Source organism: Moorena sp. SIO3A2 (assembly GCF_010672265.1).
Lineage (GTDB): Bacteria > Cyanobacteriota > Cyanobacteriia > Cyanobacteriales > Coleofasciculaceae > Moorena > Moorena producens.
Map to the genome: position 1 here is coordinate 1 of NZ_JAAHHC010000032.1, position 16,059 is coordinate 16,059.

Sequence of the window (16,059 nt, forward strand, 5' to 3'; positions counted from 1 at the left end):
CCGCTTCTGCTATGAGTATAGCACTGTAGGGTAAAGTTGTCGATGCAGAAAGAAAAAACCCCGGTCACTCTACAGGTGGCCGGGGGTTTTTGCTATGGGCATGGGGCTATTGGCATGGGGCTATGGGGAGTGTCAACTCATCTTTCTTAACGCTAATTCAAACAACTCATCAAAGCTGTAATCGTCGGGGTAAAACGTCTCAAACAAGGTGGCAAATTTGTTCTCGAAGTAAATCATTTTATCTAATTGTTCTTCCGTACAATTTTCACGAGTTCCATTGAAATTTTGAAAACCTGTCAGCCGGTCTTGCGCGATTGCCGTATATTTAGCAAAAATAGCAGCACTTTTTGGACTATTATAAAAGTCCTCTCCATGCTCCAGAATTATTGATTCTTTAAGGCAATCAGTAAAACGACGACGTTCTTCCCGAGAGTGAATAAGCTGCACTTCCCATGCTCGCTGAATCATCTCTTTGGCTTGTAAAGCCTCTGGAGAATTAGCAGTAAAATCTCCACGAATTACTTTATACAAAGTCCTATTAGCCCAGACTTTGAATTTACTGCTAATCCAACTAGCGCAATCTACTGCCATATCGGGGTGAAGCCACACACCTCGAAGAGAAGGAGCTACTTTGTTTTTCTCAGTAATAGAAATACAGCAAGGAATGTATTTGTCACCTTTTTCCCTCAGTTCTTCTATCTTTTCGTCTATTTCTTCTACGGTGCAGAATATGCACCGTTCTGCTAGGAAGTCTATTTTTAGCTGTAAGTCTAGTTCTGCTATGTATTCTTTCGTCGTTTTCAAGCGAAGATACAATTTAACTTGTTTCCCCTGGTTCTTGCACATAAGGGTGCCATTTATGTACCCTTTGGGAATTAGACATCCTGCGATGGTCGTGTCTTCAATTGCTTGAGGGAAGAAGGTTTCGGAATCGTCAAACGAGTGCATTAACATGCTATACTAGTCCTACTAATGATGATATTTTTATTGCAATCAATAAGAGGTTTGTGCATTTTTAACACCCAGTAAAAACAATTGGAGCGTATTGATTCTTGCTAGTCTCTCCTGAATTCTCTGCTCCTTTCTCTTGTTTCTGATAGCGCTGTAATTTTACAGCGCTCCTTGACCCCCACCTAGTTCAGGTGGGGGAATGCGTCGCGAAATTGTTCAAGTGGAAGTCTCAAAGTCAGCCCATTCCTTAACGGACTTATAACCCATCTCCTGGATTGAGATGTTGTCCAAGTACTCGAACCCGATACAGTCCCCTGGATTGATTTCGTACAAGTACTTGAGATAATCAAAATCAGCCAAGCGTCTTTCCATTTCGGTACTGGAGTCAACCACGATCAGGCCAGACTCAAGATTGACCGGAAGCACTCGGAAACGGAAAATCCGGTTATCCATGGCTCCCAGTACCTGGTTGAGGCGAAGATACTTGGACCGGTCCTCAGAATTGTTCACAACCCCTTGGTAATGGTCTGTAACCAAAGTGGTGACAGCTTTATTGTCCCCAAAGCCAAACTGTGTGCCGCTGCATTTGATGCGGTAAATCTCTCCAGATTTGTCGAAAGGCTCAAACCGAGGGTGCTCCCTCTCGTCCCCCTCCAGATGCGGGACAAGGAAGTCTGCAAACACCGTCATGAAATATTCGACCTTGTACCCTTTGATGTATTGAGGTTGACCGTATACAAATCTTGGCATTACTAACCCTGTTACGTGGTTTACCTGATTTACGTGTGGTTACGTTTTAGATGGGATGTGGTTACGTTTTTCATTACCTATTATATATATGAAAAACGTAACCACACTAATCCACACAGACAATGCCAAATCCTTCTCTCCGTAAAGCTTTCGGCCTGGGTGGTGATAAAAGGGCTGATTCTCAACAAGGAGGCGTATTGACAATAGCTTTTCGAAACGTCGCCACACTAATCCACACAATAGCCAGGGGTGGTTACGCACAAAATCACGTAGGAGCACACAACATTGGATTTGCACAACTTTAGTCTAAAGTGCTATACTAAGAAAGAGAACTAAATCCAATTGAAAAATGAGTAACACTGAAATAATAAGAATCAAGCCGAGAATTCTTAAGATGGCATCAGAGTGGTTTGCCAATCAATTGCTAGATGTATACAGAGAGAAAGACCGAAAGCAATCATTCTCAGAGGAGACAAAGCAACATTACTTGACACGAATAGCAAAGGTAAAACAAGAGTTTGAAAAAATCGTGTCAGAAGAATGGGAGAAAAAATGGACATCAGTGTCTGAGGCTCATCATTTGTCAGTATTGCTGATGACAGAAGATTACAAGAAGTCTACATCATTAGCTTATTCGACTATTGTACGAACATCTAATGAGCCTTTAAAAAAAATACTTTCGGCTGGAGGGTTTAAAGCCGAAGATTTTCCCTTCATAAAAATAAACGTCTATTACTATCGCTTTTATGGACAAATAGGAAATGAGCGTTTTAATTCTGACAACTTTAAACCTAAACCGTCAAAACTAGAACAACTAGCTGAACCTGTTGGAGCTATTACTTTTAGTTTTGTTAAAGCGATTTTCAAAATACTAGACATTGCTATCTCAATAGGGGTAATAGTTTTTTTGATTAAGATAGCTCTTTGGCTTTTTAATTTACTTTTTGGCTTTTAACTAGTACCATGACAAAGTCTCATTAACTTCTCCCCCGGTGCCTCCGCCGGGTTTTTTTGTGGCAAAAAAACACCCATCCGTATTCTGCGATGGGTGTAAATATATCAGGGCTCTCTTGGATGATCTACATTCTACCTGTAGACTCTCCAGCGGTGAATACTTTTGATATTGACTTTCCTGTAACTCCAATTTGGTTTCTTCTGGTCTTTGGTCCACCAGACTGGAGTTTTGAGGAAGAGAACTGGGTCCCCTTTTATCACGTGCAATTCAGCTCCACTAATTGAACCGATCGCGTTAAAACTGTTTTCCCTAAAAGTCATCTTGAGGTGCGGGGGGATGTCGTTCAAGGCTACACTGCTTTTTTCCACCGCTTGCCTTACTAGGTAGTTGTCGCCGGAAGTGTTAAAGCTAATCTCTTTCCGTCCGTAATGCATCCGAAAACTACTATCTTGGATTAGTTCCCGAAGTTCATCCCCTAAGTGCTCATAGCGAAAATCCCTTGAAGCCACGCGGGAATGTGTTTGGGGAATCCCTTTCAATTTCTCTTTTAACGCTACAGCTTCCTTGCACTGATTTATAAACCATTCCACTCCTTCTACTAGCACGTAGGGGTTGAGGTACATGTAAGGCTTCATATTTTCCCTTCTTTCCTGTGTTCTGTTTTTATTCTATCTTGGCTTGACACTTTAGTCAACAGTACTATATAATAAAAACAAGAACACAGGATAGGAGACCACAATGGAGACAACTACAGAGACCTATACCATAGAGTACGCCTTCGAGACGGCTAAAGGCATATTTGACTCTATTATCGTTGAGCGCGAGTTACCGGTGGAACTGATTGAAAATCTGACGCCTTTAGACGACTTGGTCACCATATTAGATTTGGATGTCTATTCTTTGGATTGTGACGGAGATATATGCGACGCATGGCTAAACATTGCCATAACAGATGAGAACGGCAATGACTTGTTGCTCGCACAGATCTGAAAAGAGAACAAACAAATGAAAAACCAAAAGACCTTGATATCAATGGTCGTCTGTGGCTTGGTTGCAGGAGCAATATTTGGATGGACGACTTACGACATGACTGAAAACGAAACTGCTTCTGTAATAATTGGAGTCCTAACGTTCTGCACTCCTGGTATTTTCCAGGATGAATGGGATAGAAGGTAACAATTAGAGCACATGAGAATAGTGGAAGGGAATGCCCGCGTCAGATTGACGTGGGTAACCAAAAGGAGGAGAGGCATCCTTGTAAACGAAGTAGCCAATAGATGCGAAGAGTTGATTTATGAATTAGCAAACCAGAGAGGATGGGTAATAAACGAACTAGAAATCAACCTTAGTGAAATTCATCTTAGCCTTTGCTATGACTTTCGTACTTCGATCGTCCAAGTTTGGACTGCATTCAAAAGGCACACGTACCAAGGGCTAACAAGAGACTTTCCTCATCTTCGAGGTTACCCTTGCTTCTGGACTGCTTCCTTGTTTTTTGTCAGTGAAGCGATCGCATCGGAGGCAGAGATTAACACCAAAGTTGACAGCTACCTAGACCAGTCCTATCACGACAAATAAAAAAAATAGACCCCTGTAGGTGTTGCTACAGGGGTTTGTCTTGTATAGTAGAACCGGTAATTAATAGGCAGTAACACAGAGTGTTGTGTACTCTTCTATTTTACCTCAAAAGAGCTGACCAGAGTGAAACATTTCGTTTTTAATTAATGTTCGGATATTGGAAACATGCGGGGAAACTTCCTCTTTGTTCCTCAGATACATGGTCATAAAAGCACAGACCAAGTAACTGGTAATTTCCACTTCTCCAAGCGTTTCAGCCGTCAATTCTTCGAAGTCACCTAGTAAGGTGTGTAACTCATCTCGTTCCTCTGCTGTGGATGCATTCAGAAAAAAAGAGTCTAAAGATGTTTCGATTACTTCGGGGAAAATCGTCATTATTGGCCTCCCAATACGTTTACTGCTTTCATTACGGTTACTTCGGTGAAACCTTCCTCTACAGAGGGAGGGACGATAGAAAATCTCATCCGTTCTATGACATCAACAGGTACTTTCCGCTCTCGCAGTTCATTCCTTTTGACGCACCACTGAAAAGGGGCAGCAAAGTAAATTGCTTTCCAATCAAACAAAAGCATCGGCAATTTTTGCTTGATAGATACCATGACGTCTTGACGGTGCTCGATCAGTATATTGGTTGCATCATAGATTATCGTCTTATTTTGAGATATTGCAAAAAACATCCTGGTGAGACATTTCATTTTGATATTTTTCCAAGGACCCTGGACCGCCGAATCTCCCCATAGTTCCTTTCGGATATCGTCAGGGCAAACGATTACCCCTCCTGTTTCTTCTGCCAATTTTTTGGCATAAGTGCTTTTGCCTGATGCTGGTATGCCCACCAGCATATAACAGTCAACTTTTTGCATTGATAGAATTAATATGTCCTTTGCAGTAAGGGCAGTGGGTCGCTGGAGATAATTCAGCGACCCATCTTATTTCTATTGTATTACTCTTTCTGTACTTGTCAATGTATGTTACAGTACTTCTTCCCTGTAAGCGGGAAAACCTCAACGGCAACCGTACGTGCCGTTGAGGTTTTCGGGAGTGGAGTAGCCCAGGAATAGGTACAGGACTTTTTATATTATATCTAGTAGAAGCACAAACTGATATACTGATTGATTGGTTAACAATTGACGATCATCAGAGTGTAATCCTATTGCGGATCTAAATATACACAGGAATGGCTCACCCAGTCTATGATTGGGTGCGCTTTCATTGTCTTTTTATCCTGATTCCCTTGACAGAACACTGTAATCTACAGTAAAGTAAAGCTAACGGAGAAAAGGCGAGCGTAAAAAATCAGAGCTCGCCAGTAACTAAATCCATGAAAGAAGCCGATACCAACATTATGACTCAAGTAGAACAAGCAACAACCTTAAATCTAGTCAAAGCAAAAACAAAAGGAGTAAGGAAAGGAAGCATAAACGCCTGGTTATATAGCCGCCCTGTCTATAATAGGCTGGGAGTGGCTTCAAATATGGAAAGTCAATATGATTTCAATGAAGAGAACCATTGTTTAATGCTTCCGGAATCAATACTAGAAGAATGGAACGCCCATTACGAAAAACTAAAACTAGAGGAGGATTCAACACTCCCAGGGTTTAATCGCATACCCAAAAGGTATCGCCCTGTTCATCGTCTTTATTTAGAATATTGTTTAGCACAGCTTGACAATTATTTTGCAAAAGGAAAAATTGCAGCTTGGCGTTTACAATCTCAAGATGAGGTGTTTTTGGAGGAACTAAAGGGATATTTAGAAGAAGAGGAAGCGGTACTAGCTTCTTTAGATGAATTGAACGTTCGAGCTTTCTTGACAGATGAAGAAACACAGACCGTTTGGTGTCATCCCAGTGTAGCAGATGCTTATTTCGCTTCACCTCATTGTGAAATGGTGACAGCAAACACCGACCTTCCGAGCATGAGCGCCAATGGCGAACGCATCTCTGTAGAGGAAGTAGAACGATGGTTGTTCATGCCTCCTACATTCAAGTTGATCGGTGGCCCCGCTGATCTCAATGGAGGAAGGTTCAAGTGGGATCCCGATCGCTGCAAACTAGTAATTCCCCGTTTTGCGATCAACGAATGGGAAGACTTCCGCGCTTCCGTTATTGCAGGCTTAGATGCAGTCCCGGAAGAAACCTCTGAAACAGTAGAGGTAGAGGCAGAGGTAGAGGTAGAGGCAGAGGTAGAGGTAGAGGCAGAGGTAGAGGTAGAGGCAGAGGTAGAAGAGCGTCCTGTTTTAGAATTAAAACGAGAGCCTGGATCAGAGGATACAGAATGGCATCTACGTTCCAGTAATTTTGAGCATTATTTTATTGGAGTGAGTGAACTGACGGATGAAGTCAACAAGATCCTCCAAAAGCAAGATGCTGAAAACTTTGAACCTTTGAAGGTAAGAGAGTGTCAACGATTGCTCAGTTTTTATGGTTTTCAGTTCTGGAAAAATCGGAGCTGGCACCTAACTCCGGAGGGAGAACAGAAGACCAGGGAAGGAAAGTGGGATATCGCCTTAGCTAGCAAGCTGGCAGAACGGGCGAAATTTGAAAGCTCAACAAAGTGGGAGACTATCAAGGAAATGCGAAGGTCTTCCCTAGAGCTTGGAAAAAGGACAGCAAAAGAAATTAACGACATTCTTCACTATCAGCTAGAGTATCAATTCCGAGAAAAAAACCAATCTGGATATGATCAATGGTTTGTTACACAAAAAGCGATAGACAGGGGAATTGCTCGCCAACATGGCACACTGGTTCAATACAGTCCTGACATCGTTGAAGAGATAATTCAGACAAAGCCCCCTCAGCTTTCCAAGAAAGAGCGCAGGGTTCGCAGCAGCATAATCCCTAGGGATTACTGCCTTCTTTCTAGCGGTCTTTCCTCAGCTGAGATCAGTTATGCTCAGTACTCCATTTCAAATGCTTTCCTTACCACCGACCCTCCGGCTCAGTTAGCTTTTCGGAAATGGGCAAGCACCGAAGAAGCGGGGAAACTGTTTGAAGCGATCGCGCAAGAGACAGGCCAAACAGTGGCTGACGCCTACAATCACTCGGTAAAATCTGAAGCCGGTATAATGTGGCTTAAAAGAGAGGTAATCAAGGCTTTCAACTACCACCAAGAGTGCGGCTCGTTCTAGCTAGGAGCCTTTCTCCTTCAACTATTCCTACCAGTCATTCTTGACTGGTTTTTTTTTTCTTTTTGCCACCATTTCCAGATATTTGACCGAAGCCGCTAACGCTTCCTTCAAATTAGGATCCTCCCATTCCATCTCTTTGATGTAATTTTTGATCAACCTCTCCAGTAATTCCCCTTGCATTTCACCTGACAAGTGGCAGTAAGCTTTGAAAAGGCGTACCGTAGCCGGGCTCATCCTAAAAGAAAATAAATTGTCGCTTCTTTGTTTTTTTCTCATATCCCTTGACTTTGTACTTTCCACTACAGTATAATGTATACACAAACTAATTTGAGAAGCGTAAATGATACAAACAAAAGGTACCCCGCTAGATGTTACCGCCGAACGATTTGCAGATGGGATAGTAGCGGCAGATAATAAGAGCCTACGTCACTTAGTCCCACTACTAAGGGGGAAGTCAATTCGGAAGCGCAAGCTGGCAATAATCTATTTTGATCTTCCATTGATTGAATTAATCGGCTGCCTTCAAGAGGACACGGCTATGGCCCCTCAGTCTGCTCTAATAGCCGCAGAGGAAATCAGGCAAGCCATTTACAAGCTGGTCTCTCGCACCAGTGAAATGATTAACAGTCCACAAAAGTTACAGCAAACGGAGCAGGAGCTAAGCACTGCTTATTTCCACCCGTTGACAGGCGAGCCGACTAGGGGGGCTGACAAGGACGGAATAGATTGGCTTGACAGGATTGGGTCTGAAACTCATCGCGCCGCTCTATGGGTGCTAAAGAATGACCCTACTCTTCATCCTGGGACTGGCATAACAGGAGCTATTTCTCTTATTACCAATGACGACGCATGCCGGTTAATGATGTCTCGATATTTTGATGCGATCGCAAACTGGGACAAGGAGGGCTACAGTACAGACCCAGGATTAACGAACGTATTAGTAATGGATGAAGTGGTCGATGCCATTTTCCCTAAAGAAGAAGAGACTGAAACCCCTGTTGTGGAAGCTGTTCCAGTGACTGGATGGCCGGAGTTCTCTGAAGAGGGAGCAGAACTAAAGCTTAAGTCAAGCTCTGACATCTGCAATATTTGTGGCAGTGACCACAAAATAACCCCTGGCATTTATTCCAACGTGAACGTCCAGGGTAGCGACAACAAATTGCGTAACTTAATAGTTCTTGAAGCTGTTAACATCAGAGGACGGGACAATAGTGGTCACTTGTTCTTAGCCCCACGGTGCAAACTCAACATAAAGGGCTCAGGCAATGGCATCAAAATTACTCGCTTGCCAGATTGGGCTGCTGTACTAAAGAAGAGAAAAGAGCTAGAAATATAGCTTTTGCGACATAGTATACAAGGTAAACCTCGGGATTTTCTCCTGAGGTTTATTTTTGTCCGGGTTGACAATCTACTTTACAGTACAGTACTATAGAAGCAAGTTAATCAATGTTGCATCATTCAGACACATGGGAACTCTAGCCAAGCTAAAAGACAAGTTCACTGCGCTAACTGGCGCGCCAGCTACTAAGCGCAATGCTGTCATAGCTTGTGCTCCCGGTTCCCTAGACGGTCGCCGAATGATGCGAATCCAGGACTGGGTTCACGCTCTCAAAAACCTGCCTGACCCCGTACCTCAGTCAGTAATCAACGAAATACTTGCCGAAGACGTAACACCTTCCAACAGATTAAGAGAAGGAGTCAAAGCAGAATTCACCAAGATTACTGGACTACCGGCTAAGAAGGTATTTGCTGAACAATGCTGTACTCCCGGGTCTCTCACAGGCCGACGGATGAGCAGCACAGCAGATTGGGAGCACGCCCTTGCCAATATCCATAAAGTGATGGTGGTAAGGGAACAACAGGAACAGCCAGAACATCCCACTGTAAAGGAGGAAGTAACTGAACCTGTTCCCGAACCTGTAGAAGAAGAAAGTGAAGAGTCACGGATTGCATCTGCCGCTGAACTCATTTGCACCCAAGCTAAACCTTTCGCTGAAGTAATTGCAAGGGAAGAGATAAAAGCTGGCAACTACAAAAAAGTAGCTCGGCACCTCCACCCAGATATCAGTGCTTTCCCGAAAGAAGCAGCATTAAGGGGAATGCAAATACTAAACAACATCAAGGATGAAGTTGAAAATGCCAAACATAGATCTAACTCAGAAGGCGATAGATATGAAGATAGCGAATATTGTTCCGACGAGTCGTGTAGCACCGAAGGGCAAGACATCTCAGACCTATACTGATCATAAATTCTCTGGCCTTAGCGAAGATGAACTAAGGGAAGAAATAAATAACATGTTGTCGTTCTTTCCCATTCGGTTTCTACGAGAAAAAGGCTATATCTCAGAGTATACGCTTCAGGATACTCGATTGTTCTCTGACAGGAATGAAAGGAGCCTGGACATGGTTTACACTTCTGCAAGAAACAAAACTCTTGTTGTTGAATTTAAACAAGGGATGCTCTCTGCAAATGACGTTTCTGAGTGTGGAATCAATCGAGGTTATTTTCAGCTTTCTCTTGAGCGATTTCAAGAAAACTTAGAAGGTGTTATTTTTGTTGGGGAAGCGGTATCAAATGCAGCGACTAACTTAATCAACAAAATTCAAACACATTACGATTTGTTGAGTCAAGACACTTCTAATCCTCGTATTAAAATCAGGGCAGCTACTTACTCTCAATTTGTTGAGAACATAATCAAGGCTTTTGTTCAGTGGATTCAAGAAGGGCAAGACATTGAGTCAATGGAAGCAAAGCAAGTCCTACTAACTTGTCATTCTTTCAATCCACTATGGTTTGAACACTCAAAGTTGATTAAGTCATTTAACAGCGTCGAATACGGAGAGAAGCTTAAGTTTTAGTCTATTCTACCCTTGACAACTACTGTAAACTAAAGTAGAATAAAAGAGTAGCAAAAATTTAGCGGTTGCCACGACCTCGAAAATCTAGCAACCGCTAAGACCCAAAGGAACACAGGATCTGTACCCCTATTATGCCTAAGTTTGTGCTATCCAACAAATCCCGCCAAGATATTCAGGCGGTTCGTGAGTGCCAAGAATGGACTCGTTGGGCTCTCATAGAACGACCACCAGAAGAAATGGAAATAGAGCGAGAAGACCTAACGGTTGAGTGGAACTGCTCCTGGTGCTCAGAAGACAAAAATCATTACTTGCCTATTACTTACGTTCGGGTGTTTGAAGAGCCAGGAGTGGGCGTTTTTACCATGACCCCAAAGTCTCGCCGAGCCCACTATCTACTTTGCTTCGATCAGTGGTATCAGGAATGGCAAGACGATACAGAGCCAGAAACTTGCGTGGTAGGTTCTACTTCCAGCGAAACCTTAGAGCGCACTTACGTCCAAGTAGACGGACCGACTCCCGAACAGCACACCTTCACCTATCAACTAATCTCCGCATGAACTACGCTAAATTCGTTCTTTCCGAAAACGCCCGCCAGAAACTCGATCAGGTAAGAAACAACCCGGCTTTTGTTGGTTGGCTAGAGGGGCGTTGGCCTCCAGCTTTCAAGTTCTATGAAAAGCATCTGTTGGTAAATCATGAAGTCTTTTTCTGGTACACGGAAGATTACGTAAGTCATTGCTTTGCTCTAACTTACGTACAACAAACGGAAGGAGAAGACAAGGTTTACCAGATGACTGAGGAATCTTTTCAACGGCACCGCCGGATTTTTTCAGATGCCTGGTACGAGGATTGGAAGGAGTTGCCTCCCATCTATCTCAAGGAAAGATGTCAGTCTTGTTTCCTTTCAAAAACCTACGCTTTGCAAAAAGGGGAGTTCTACGAATACCATGAGTTCGCTTATGAGGTGATCAGATACTAACCCCTTGAGAGGTCATTGAGATAGTGGCCTCTCTTTTATTTGCTTTTACCCTAGCACTACAGCACATATAGGCAAAATGAACAATCTAGACAAATGGTTGACGCTAGCCTACGGTAAACATTTGATGGCTGAATTTAGTAACATGAAATACAACTTGTTAGCGGTCTACAACCGGATTACCCCACAAAATACTTTCCCTTTTCTCCGTGAAGCAAACAGGGGGAAGGTCAAAGACGCTTACCTGCATCTAGACTTAGTGGCATGGATGTGTGCCATTTCGGAAAGGGATTTGTGGGATCAAATGCAAAATGAAACGGGTGACCTCTATTGCCATTTTTATGTCAACTGTTTCCGTACTCGCGGCTGGCTAAGCGAGGAACGAGATTCAATACTAGCTAGCCAGGTACTCAAGATGATCTACAAGTTTCGTAACAAGGAAGTCATGGGACTGTTGCCTGGGTCGATCCTCATATCTCAGCCAACATTGCAATTTCTCCAAAAGGCTTATGGGTTTCCCGATTTTTTCTATGACTGCATAGAAGATGACCAATTTATGCCTGCTTTCTTGCATTGGAAAAGCCAATCGGAATTGAACAAAAGCATGTCACATTTTTACTATTCGTGGCGCAAACGTCAACAAAACAAAAAAGGAGCTTAATGATGAACTTCAAAGAAACATACCAGGAATGGAATAAAGAAAACGAAAAGACCCTCATCTTCTGTACAAAGGCTATTCTGTTCATCGGGTCTCTTCCCGTTTTGACGGCAGCGGCTTATTTCTTCATGGTTTTGTCCGTCGCTGGAGGGCTCTTGATTGTAAACTGGACAGGATACTTACTCAACACTGTTCCAGATCCTCCAGTTTGTCAGCAATCACAGCTTGACCTATAAAAAAGCGCCCAGCGAGCAGGACGCCATCAGTCCATTCATCGATTGGCGCAAACGTCTCCTTTATATTTGCGCTTTCATGTTACCACAGTTAGCATTAAGGGGACTATTTCACAGAGAAGGATATAGCCATGTTACAATGGCTATATTTTTTTTGGCTTGACAACTGTAAATTAAAGTAGTATACTGAAAGTAAGTTAATCAAATACAGCTAATGTTTAATCTATTTGGCCGCAAGAACACTGACGAAAGCTCTGAAACTTACATCACGCGAGGTTCCAACGGACGGGTAAATCGCACCTACGTAACCAAACCCAGTGATGCAAAGAAAATCAAAAGAGATGGCATGATTAGCCGAGGAGAATCCAATCGTCATGTCAAGAAATTTCAAGAGGAGCACCGGAAAAACACCACCACTCGCTTCTCCGACAAGCGTAACTACAGTATTTCCGTAAGGGGCATCAGTAAGCGAGTAGAAGCTTCTCCATCTCGCATCGACAGGATAGCTGACCAATTTGAACGGGACAATCCAGGCCGAGGTCCGGTTAAAGTCATTGACTGCGGCAAAGCCTAGAATAAAGGAACATTGGATTAGTTCCCTAAACTGGGACCCCTGGCTACGGCTGGGGGTTTCTTTTGTTTTACTGTTGACAACTGTAGACTGAAGTAGTAGAATAAAATAGAAACAGTCAAAATGTTGCAAACATGAAAACCTCTACCCTACTCAAAGTCATACTATGGATCTCTTATGGTTTGTCTCTCGGTTGCTCTCTTGCTGTACTTACTGCTATTCCAAAGATGGAGAGTTTAACCTGGAAAATAGCACTAGGAGCCTCTTCCTTATACGGTTTGGGAGCTACTGGGAAAATGATGATTGAATCGGCAAAAAAAGGTCATTTTGAACTCTGATTTTTCCTGACCACTGCACTCTAAAGTAGTATACTAAGAAAGAGAAGGGGAATCCACCTACAGATTCCCCCTCTATCACAAAAATACAGCAAATGTCAATATGTTAACACCAACACTCTCTAACATTCAAGAAAAATACTTTCGTGCGTTATCGGAGGGTCTTGAGATTACTCCCCTCATGCTGTATAACTACAAAGCAGCTCGGTTAATTCTAGACCATGCGGAGAAAAGGGATGACAAGTGGTCCACGTCTCAAGTCGCTGCATATTACGAGGTATCAGAAGCCGACATAATTGACACCTACAAGAAATTTCGTCATGAGTTTGTTTCCGATGGCGTCCGCCATTTACGGAAACCCTATTGGACTAGCCAAGGAGCAATCCGACTGGGGATAATCCTTCGGGGTTCTCCTGTTGCAGTCCAAGTAAGGGTTCTTCTTCCCATCTACGAATTGGAACAAAAAGAAGAAACAAGTAAGCTACAGCTTAAGCATATTGAAGAGCTAGAGGCCGAACTCCTGAGCATACTCTCTACACCTGACCACGACTAAGACAAAATCAAAGGAAAAGAAAATGAACGAGACTACTTGGGTAATATATCAGACAGATTGTAACTCCAAAAAACTAGGAAAATGGAAAACCAAATTTGGTGTCCCAGTTAAAAATCAAGAAATAACATTAAAATCATGTTATTCATATTTCGTCGAAAGCGTTGAAATATTTGATGCAGACATGGACACCTCTTTAATGGAAGAAGAAGATGTCGATGGGGTAGTCTATGTCACTTTAAGTATGCCTTCCCCCGACTCTTTAAAATGGGAGGTAGAAAGTAGAAATGCACTTTCTGGAGAATCAATCTCTGTAGGAGTCACTACTACACTACTAAAACCATCTGTAGGAGAATATATTTTTATAAACGATGGATGGCATCAAGTAAACGAAATCAAACTTTCTCCCCTAGTTGTAGACACACTAAAACAAACTCATGGCACTTTAGTAATTTAGCCTCCAAGATGGACTAACTGACAGGAGAGCCATCCGAACTCATTAGCATCCTTTCGACACCTGATCACGACTAATAAGGAAGAAAGACATGACACCAGAACAAATTCAAGAACTCATTAAAGAGAACAAGAAACTAAAAAAAGACAACCAACGTCTAGGTTGGATAACTGATGAAAACAAGAGGCAATGTGGGCACTGGGTACGCTATGTCAACGAATTGCGGAATTTCATAGAATCTATTGGGTATGCAGCAGACATGCCTCAGGTTGATTTTGACAAGTACGATTGGGATGACCGGAAAAAGGTCTACCCTGTGAACAAATACCTGGTGAAGTACAGCCTTGTGATTCAACACCAGTGGTTTGAAGATGTCAAGAAATTCATTGATTTACCCCCCAAGGAAAACCCCATGCAGCTGTTTAAAAAACTACGAGCAGATTTACCATCAGCCATCAACCTGTTCCAGACGGACGTAACCAACGAGGAAGTTTACAGTATTAGAATGTCTCTTCAAGATGCTAACCAAGTCATTTTTTCACAAGAGACTGAATGGGAACACATTGAAGATTATGGAGACCATTACCTCTAATCTCTCCTAACTGACCAAAGAAAAACCCCTGGCTCTCCACCGGGGGTTTTTCTTTTTGTACACAATACTGTTCACCACTGCGCTATAATAAATGCAGAAAGCGGCTCATCCCGTGCAAAGGTAGCCGCTCTCTAGGTTCAAAAAACCGAACATAAGTTAATACTAACATGAACAGCAAGAACAATCAAGATTTTTCCGAATACGTCGCACCACAAGTGATTATCCCTGGCATCAACTTGGAAATGTACAAAATGCCAGGTAAGTCAAACTACAAATGTTCTCAACGTGGAACGGCCAGAAATTACCTTTTATCTCATCACTACAGGGTGGCTCAAATTTTGGAGTCTAAAAGCTTCAAAGCCTTACTGGGAGAAGAGTACAAGGTGGCTCAAATTTTTGGAGAAACGAAAGGCGGAGTGCAACAGATTTCAGTTTTAGATCCAGAAGGATATGCGGGAGTAGGAATATATCAAATACGGTATACAAAGAATAATAAGCAGTTGACAAGAGCGATTGAGTTGCAGCAAGCTTACACTGCCTCAAAGCTAATTGACATGGCGGATCAGTTGTTTGGGGAGAAGGTAAACCCAGTAGAGTCGTTTCTAGATTTCCTTCCAGGGATGCAGATACTAGCGGAAGAGTTGTCCCGGGTATCTGCCACAAATCCACCTCATTGTGTTGGGGAATGGCTAGCAGCCAATGGGATTGTTGATTGTCCCATCTCCAATCAGCGAATTGGGCAACGAGCGGCAGAGCTCCGCAAAGCGTTAACGGGACAAATGCCAGAAAAGAAAACTGTGCGAGTTCCACCGAATGGACTTCAGGTAAAGGCAAATACTTACCCAGGGCTTAATGCTGCATTAATAGGAGTTGCGTACCGCACCTTGATAGCTGAACTACAAACCGGAGTCAAAGGACCACTTTGGCATGATGAGGATGGAATGCTTTGCCTCCGCCGTGACTTAATGTAAAACCTCATCTACTCCCGTAAGTTGGGGTCAGAGGTCCATCCCCTTCATCTCTTCCGTTCCCGTTGTCGTCAAAAAGACTGGCAAATACTTGGCCATCTTCTGCAATGCTAAAGACATCACTCTGAGCTATTGGAGCAGTCGCAGCTTCCCCAATCACTTGTAGAGTAATTCTCGCCGAACTAACAAGTGGATTTTCATCTTCATCAAAATATGTGTAGAGGAAAGTTATGGGAGATGCTTCTTCTCCCGGTGCTAAAGAGTCGTATGCTCCATTTGGGTTGAAGGTGAAATCTCCGTTATCTTGAAAGACAAAGGTAGCACCATTTCCAATGGATATCACTCTATTGCTTTCGATCAAGTTGTCACCTATTGGCACTGCTAGGATATCGCCTGCCCCTGGAATGTAAGTGTCCGGTCCATTCCCGTTATCAGCAAAGAGATTCCCTCTGAACAGGTCTGTCGGTCCTAAGTTAAAGAAATCGTCCTTTGACACTCCCCA

Annotated in this window: 24 protein-coding genes; 17 read left to right on the plus strand and 7 right to left on the minus strand. The window is 42.9% G+C overall.

Annotated elements, in window-relative coordinates; genetic code table 11:
- Positions 1 to 132: 132 nt before the first annotated feature.
- Both F6K64_RS26955 and F6K64_RS26960 read right to left on the minus strand, forming a co-directional pair.
- Positions 133 to 954: a KilA-N domain-containing protein gene (locus F6K64_RS26955; protein WP_287266859.1), complete on the minus strand. Its 822-nt coding sequence runs from the start codon at positions 952 to 954 to the stop codon at positions 133 to 135.
- Positions 955 to 1,167: 213 nt separating this feature from the next.
- Positions 1,168 to 1,701 carry a hypothetical protein gene (locus F6K64_RS26960; protein ID WP_287266861.1) on the minus strand — a complete coding sequence of 178 codons (534 nt, stop codon included), beginning with the start codon at positions 1,699 to 1,701 and terminating at the stop codon, positions 1,168 to 1,170.
- A 349-nt stretch (positions 1,702 to 2,050) separates the two neighbouring features.
- Here F6K64_RS26960 and F6K64_RS26965 point away from each other — a divergent pair, with 349 nt between their 5' ends.
- Complete coding sequence (locus F6K64_RS26965; protein ID WP_287266863.1) at positions 2,051 to 2,656, plus strand: hypothetical protein; 606 nt, start codon at positions 2,051 to 2,053, stop codon at positions 2,654 to 2,656.
- Positions 2,657 to 2,787: 131 nt separating this feature from the next.
- Here the strand turns inward: F6K64_RS26965 and F6K64_RS26970 are convergent, their stop codons facing one another.
- Positions 2,788 to 3,291, minus strand: coding sequence for a hypothetical protein (locus F6K64_RS26970; protein WP_287266865.1), 504 nt, complete (start codon positions 3,289 to 3,291; stop codon positions 2,788 to 2,790).
- Between the two features lie 103 nt (positions 3,292 to 3,394).
- Between F6K64_RS26970 and F6K64_RS26975 the strand changes: the two genes are divergently transcribed.
- Together F6K64_RS26975 and tnpA are read left to right on the plus strand one after the other, a co-directional pair.
- The gene (locus F6K64_RS26975; RefSeq protein WP_287266867.1) at positions 3,395 to 3,646 is read left to right on the plus strand and encodes a hypothetical protein; all 252 of its coding nucleotides are present in this window, start codon (positions 3,395 to 3,397) and stop codon (positions 3,644 to 3,646) included.
- Positions 3,647 to 3,844: 198 nt separating this feature from the next.
- A complete protein-coding gene (gene tnpA / locus F6K64_RS26980) occupies positions 3,845 to 4,234 on the plus strand; it encodes an IS200/IS605 family transposase (RefSeq protein ID WP_287266868.1) in 390 nt (129 codons plus the stop codon).
- 105 nt (positions 4,235 to 4,339) lie between these two features.
- Here tnpA and F6K64_RS26985 read toward each other — a convergent pair whose 3' ends face one another.
- The gene (locus tag F6K64_RS26985) at positions 4,340 to 4,609 is read right to left on the minus strand and encodes a hypothetical protein (protein ID WP_287266870.1); all 270 of its coding nucleotides are present in this window, start codon (positions 4,607 to 4,609) and stop codon (positions 4,340 to 4,342) included.
- Positions 4,609 to 5,097, minus strand: coding sequence for an AAA family ATPase (locus tag F6K64_RS26990; RefSeq protein ID WP_287266872.1), 489 nt, complete (start codon positions 5,095 to 5,097; stop codon positions 4,609 to 4,611). The genes F6K64_RS26985 and F6K64_RS26990 overlap by 1 nt, the downstream gene beginning before the upstream one ends.
- A 458-nt stretch (positions 5,098 to 5,555) precedes the next feature.
- Here F6K64_RS26990 and F6K64_RS26995 point away from each other — a divergent pair, with 458 nt between their 5' ends.
- Positions 5,556 to 7,361, plus strand: coding sequence for a hypothetical protein (locus tag F6K64_RS26995; protein ID WP_287266875.1), 1,806 nt, complete (start codon positions 5,556 to 5,558; stop codon positions 7,359 to 7,361).
- Positions 7,362 to 7,388: 27 nt separating this feature from the next.
- Here the strand turns inward: F6K64_RS26995 and F6K64_RS27000 are convergent, their stop codons facing one another.
- Positions 7,389 to 7,637, minus strand: a complete 249-nt coding sequence (locus F6K64_RS27000; protein ID WP_287266877.1) for a hypothetical protein — start codon at positions 7,635 to 7,637, stop codon at positions 7,389 to 7,391.
- 64 nt (positions 7,638 to 7,701) lie between these two features.
- On the opposite strand from F6K64_RS27000, the gene F6K64_RS27005 reads away from it, so the two are divergent.
- The 13 genes from F6K64_RS27005 to F6K64_RS27065 all read left to right on the plus strand — a co-directional run bounded on the left by F6K64_RS27005 (position 7,702) and on the right by F6K64_RS27065 (position 15,560).
- Entirely contained in the window at positions 7,702 to 8,697 is a 996-nt protein-coding gene (locus F6K64_RS27005; RefSeq protein ID WP_287266878.1) for a hypothetical protein, read from the plus strand.
- Between the two features lie 130 nt (positions 8,698 to 8,827).
- Positions 8,828 to 9,604: a hypothetical protein gene (locus tag F6K64_RS27010; protein ID WP_287266879.1), complete on the plus strand. Its 777-nt coding sequence runs from the start codon at positions 8,828 to 8,830 to the stop codon at positions 9,602 to 9,604.
- Between the two features lie 160 nt (positions 9,605 to 9,764).
- Positions 9,765 to 10,220, plus strand: coding sequence for a hypothetical protein (locus F6K64_RS27015; RefSeq protein WP_287266881.1), 456 nt, complete (start codon positions 9,765 to 9,767; stop codon positions 10,218 to 10,220).
- A gap of 131 nt (positions 10,221 to 10,351) precedes the next feature.
- Entirely contained in the window at positions 10,352 to 10,777 is a 426-nt protein-coding gene (locus tag F6K64_RS27020) for a hypothetical protein (RefSeq protein ID WP_287266882.1), read from the plus strand.
- Positions 10,774 to 11,199: a hypothetical protein gene (locus tag F6K64_RS27025; RefSeq protein WP_287266884.1), complete on the plus strand. Its 426-nt coding sequence runs from the start codon at positions 10,774 to 10,776 to the stop codon at positions 11,197 to 11,199. Before F6K64_RS27020 ends, F6K64_RS27025 begins: the two co-directional genes overlap by 4 nt.
- Before the next feature lie 76 nt (positions 11,200 to 11,275).
- The gene (locus tag F6K64_RS27030; protein ID WP_287266887.1) at positions 11,276 to 11,857 is read left to right on the plus strand and encodes a hypothetical protein; all 582 of its coding nucleotides are present in this window, start codon (positions 11,276 to 11,278) and stop codon (positions 11,855 to 11,857) included.
- Between the two features lie 2 nt (positions 11,858 to 11,859).
- Positions 11,860 to 12,090, plus strand: coding sequence for a hypothetical protein (locus tag F6K64_RS27035; RefSeq protein WP_287266888.1), 231 nt, complete (start codon positions 11,860 to 11,862; stop codon positions 12,088 to 12,090).
- Between the two features lie 211 nt (positions 12,091 to 12,301).
- On the plus strand, positions 12,302 to 12,661 hold the full coding sequence (locus F6K64_RS27040; RefSeq protein ID WP_287266889.1) for a hypothetical protein: 360 nt from the start codon (positions 12,302 to 12,304) through the stop codon (positions 12,659 to 12,661).
- Between the two features lie 131 nt (positions 12,662 to 12,792).
- Positions 12,793 to 12,996 (plus strand): hypothetical protein, encoded by a 204-nt coding sequence (locus tag F6K64_RS27045; RefSeq protein ID WP_287266891.1) that lies wholly within the window; start codon positions 12,793 to 12,795, stop codon positions 12,994 to 12,996.
- 100 nt (positions 12,997 to 13,096) lie between these two features.
- The gene (locus F6K64_RS27050) at positions 13,097 to 13,546 is read left to right on the plus strand and encodes a hypothetical protein (protein ID WP_287266893.1); all 450 of its coding nucleotides are present in this window, start codon (positions 13,097 to 13,099) and stop codon (positions 13,544 to 13,546) included.
- Between the two features lie 22 nt (positions 13,547 to 13,568).
- The gene (locus F6K64_RS27055) at positions 13,569 to 14,000 is read left to right on the plus strand and encodes a hypothetical protein (RefSeq protein ID WP_287266895.1); all 432 of its coding nucleotides are present in this window, start codon (positions 13,569 to 13,571) and stop codon (positions 13,998 to 14,000) included.
- An 88-nt stretch (positions 14,001 to 14,088) separates the two neighbouring features.
- Entirely contained in the window at positions 14,089 to 14,589 is a 501-nt protein-coding gene (locus F6K64_RS27060) for a hypothetical protein (RefSeq protein WP_287266898.1), read from the plus strand.
- Between the two features lie 167 nt (positions 14,590 to 14,756).
- Positions 14,757 to 15,560 carry a hypothetical protein gene (locus F6K64_RS27065; protein WP_287266900.1) on the plus strand — a complete coding sequence of 268 codons (804 nt, stop codon included), beginning with the start codon at positions 14,757 to 14,759 and terminating at the stop codon, positions 15,558 to 15,560.
- Positions 15,561 to 15,564: 4 nt separating this feature from the next.
- Here the strand turns inward: F6K64_RS27065 and F6K64_RS27070 are convergent, their stop codons facing one another.
- Positions 15,565 to 16,053 carry a hypothetical protein gene (locus tag F6K64_RS27070; protein ID WP_287266902.1) on the minus strand — a complete coding sequence of 163 codons (489 nt, stop codon included), beginning with the start codon at positions 16,051 to 16,053 and terminating at the stop codon, positions 15,565 to 15,567.
- Between the last annotated feature and the right edge of the window lie 6 nt (positions 16,054 to 16,059).

Coding starts and splice junctions, on each gene's coding strand:
- F6K64_RS26955 (WP_287266859.1), bottom strand. CDS start 954: ATGTTAATGCACTCGTTTGACGATTCCGAAACCTTCTTCCCTCAAGCA.
- F6K64_RS26960 (WP_287266861.1), bottom strand. CDS start 1,701: ATGCCAAGATTTGTATACGGTCAACCTCAATACATCAAAGGGTACAAG.
- F6K64_RS26965 (WP_287266863.1), top strand. CDS start 2,051: ATGAGTAACACTGAAATAATAAGAATCAAGCCGAGAATTCTTAAGATG.
- F6K64_RS26970 (WP_287266865.1), bottom strand. CDS start 3,291: ATGAAGCCTTACATGTACCTCAACCCCTACGTGCTAGTAGAAGGAGTG.
- F6K64_RS26975 (WP_287266867.1), top strand. CDS start 3,395: ATGGAGACAACTACAGAGACCTATACCATAGAGTACGCCTTCGAGACG.
- tnpA (WP_287266868.1), top strand. CDS start 3,845: ATGAGAATAGTGGAAGGGAATGCCCGCGTCAGATTGACGTGGGTAACC.
- F6K64_RS26985 (WP_287266870.1), bottom strand. CDS start 4,609: ATGACGATTTTCCCCGAAGTAATCGAAACATCTTTAGACTCTTTTTTT.
- F6K64_RS26990 (WP_287266872.1), bottom strand. CDS start 5,097: ATGCAAAAAGTTGACTGTTATATGCTGGTGGGCATACCAGCATCAGGC.
- F6K64_RS26995 (WP_287266875.1), top strand. CDS start 5,556: ATGAAAGAAGCCGATACCAACATTATGACTCAAGTAGAACAAGCAACA.
- F6K64_RS27000 (WP_287266877.1), bottom strand. CDS start 7,637: ATGAGAAAAAAACAAAGAAGCGACAATTTATTTTCTTTTAGGATGAGC.
- F6K64_RS27005 (WP_287266878.1), top strand. CDS start 7,702: ATGATACAAACAAAAGGTACCCCGCTAGATGTTACCGCCGAACGATTT.
- F6K64_RS27010 (WP_287266879.1), top strand. CDS start 8,828: ATGGGAACTCTAGCCAAGCTAAAAGACAAGTTCACTGCGCTAACTGGC.
- F6K64_RS27015 (WP_287266881.1), top strand. CDS start 9,765: ATGGTTTACACTTCTGCAAGAAACAAAACTCTTGTTGTTGAATTTAAA.
- F6K64_RS27020 (WP_287266882.1), top strand. CDS start 10,352: ATGCCTAAGTTTGTGCTATCCAACAAATCCCGCCAAGATATTCAGGCG.
- F6K64_RS27025 (WP_287266884.1), top strand. CDS start 10,774: ATGAACTACGCTAAATTCGTTCTTTCCGAAAACGCCCGCCAGAAACTC.
- F6K64_RS27030 (WP_287266887.1), top strand. CDS start 11,276: ATGAACAATCTAGACAAATGGTTGACGCTAGCCTACGGTAAACATTTG.
- F6K64_RS27035 (WP_287266888.1), top strand. CDS start 11,860: ATGAACTTCAAAGAAACATACCAGGAATGGAATAAAGAAAACGAAAAG.
- F6K64_RS27040 (WP_287266889.1), top strand. CDS start 12,302: ATGTTTAATCTATTTGGCCGCAAGAACACTGACGAAAGCTCTGAAACT.
- F6K64_RS27045 (WP_287266891.1), top strand. CDS start 12,793: ATGAAAACCTCTACCCTACTCAAAGTCATACTATGGATCTCTTATGGT.
- F6K64_RS27050 (WP_287266893.1), top strand. CDS start 13,097: ATGTTAACACCAACACTCTCTAACATTCAAGAAAAATACTTTCGTGCG.
- F6K64_RS27055 (WP_287266895.1), top strand. CDS start 13,569: ATGAACGAGACTACTTGGGTAATATATCAGACAGATTGTAACTCCAAA.
- F6K64_RS27060 (WP_287266898.1), top strand. CDS start 14,089: ATGACACCAGAACAAATTCAAGAACTCATTAAAGAGAACAAGAAACTA.
- F6K64_RS27065 (WP_287266900.1), top strand. CDS start 14,757: ATGAACAGCAAGAACAATCAAGATTTTTCCGAATACGTCGCACCACAA.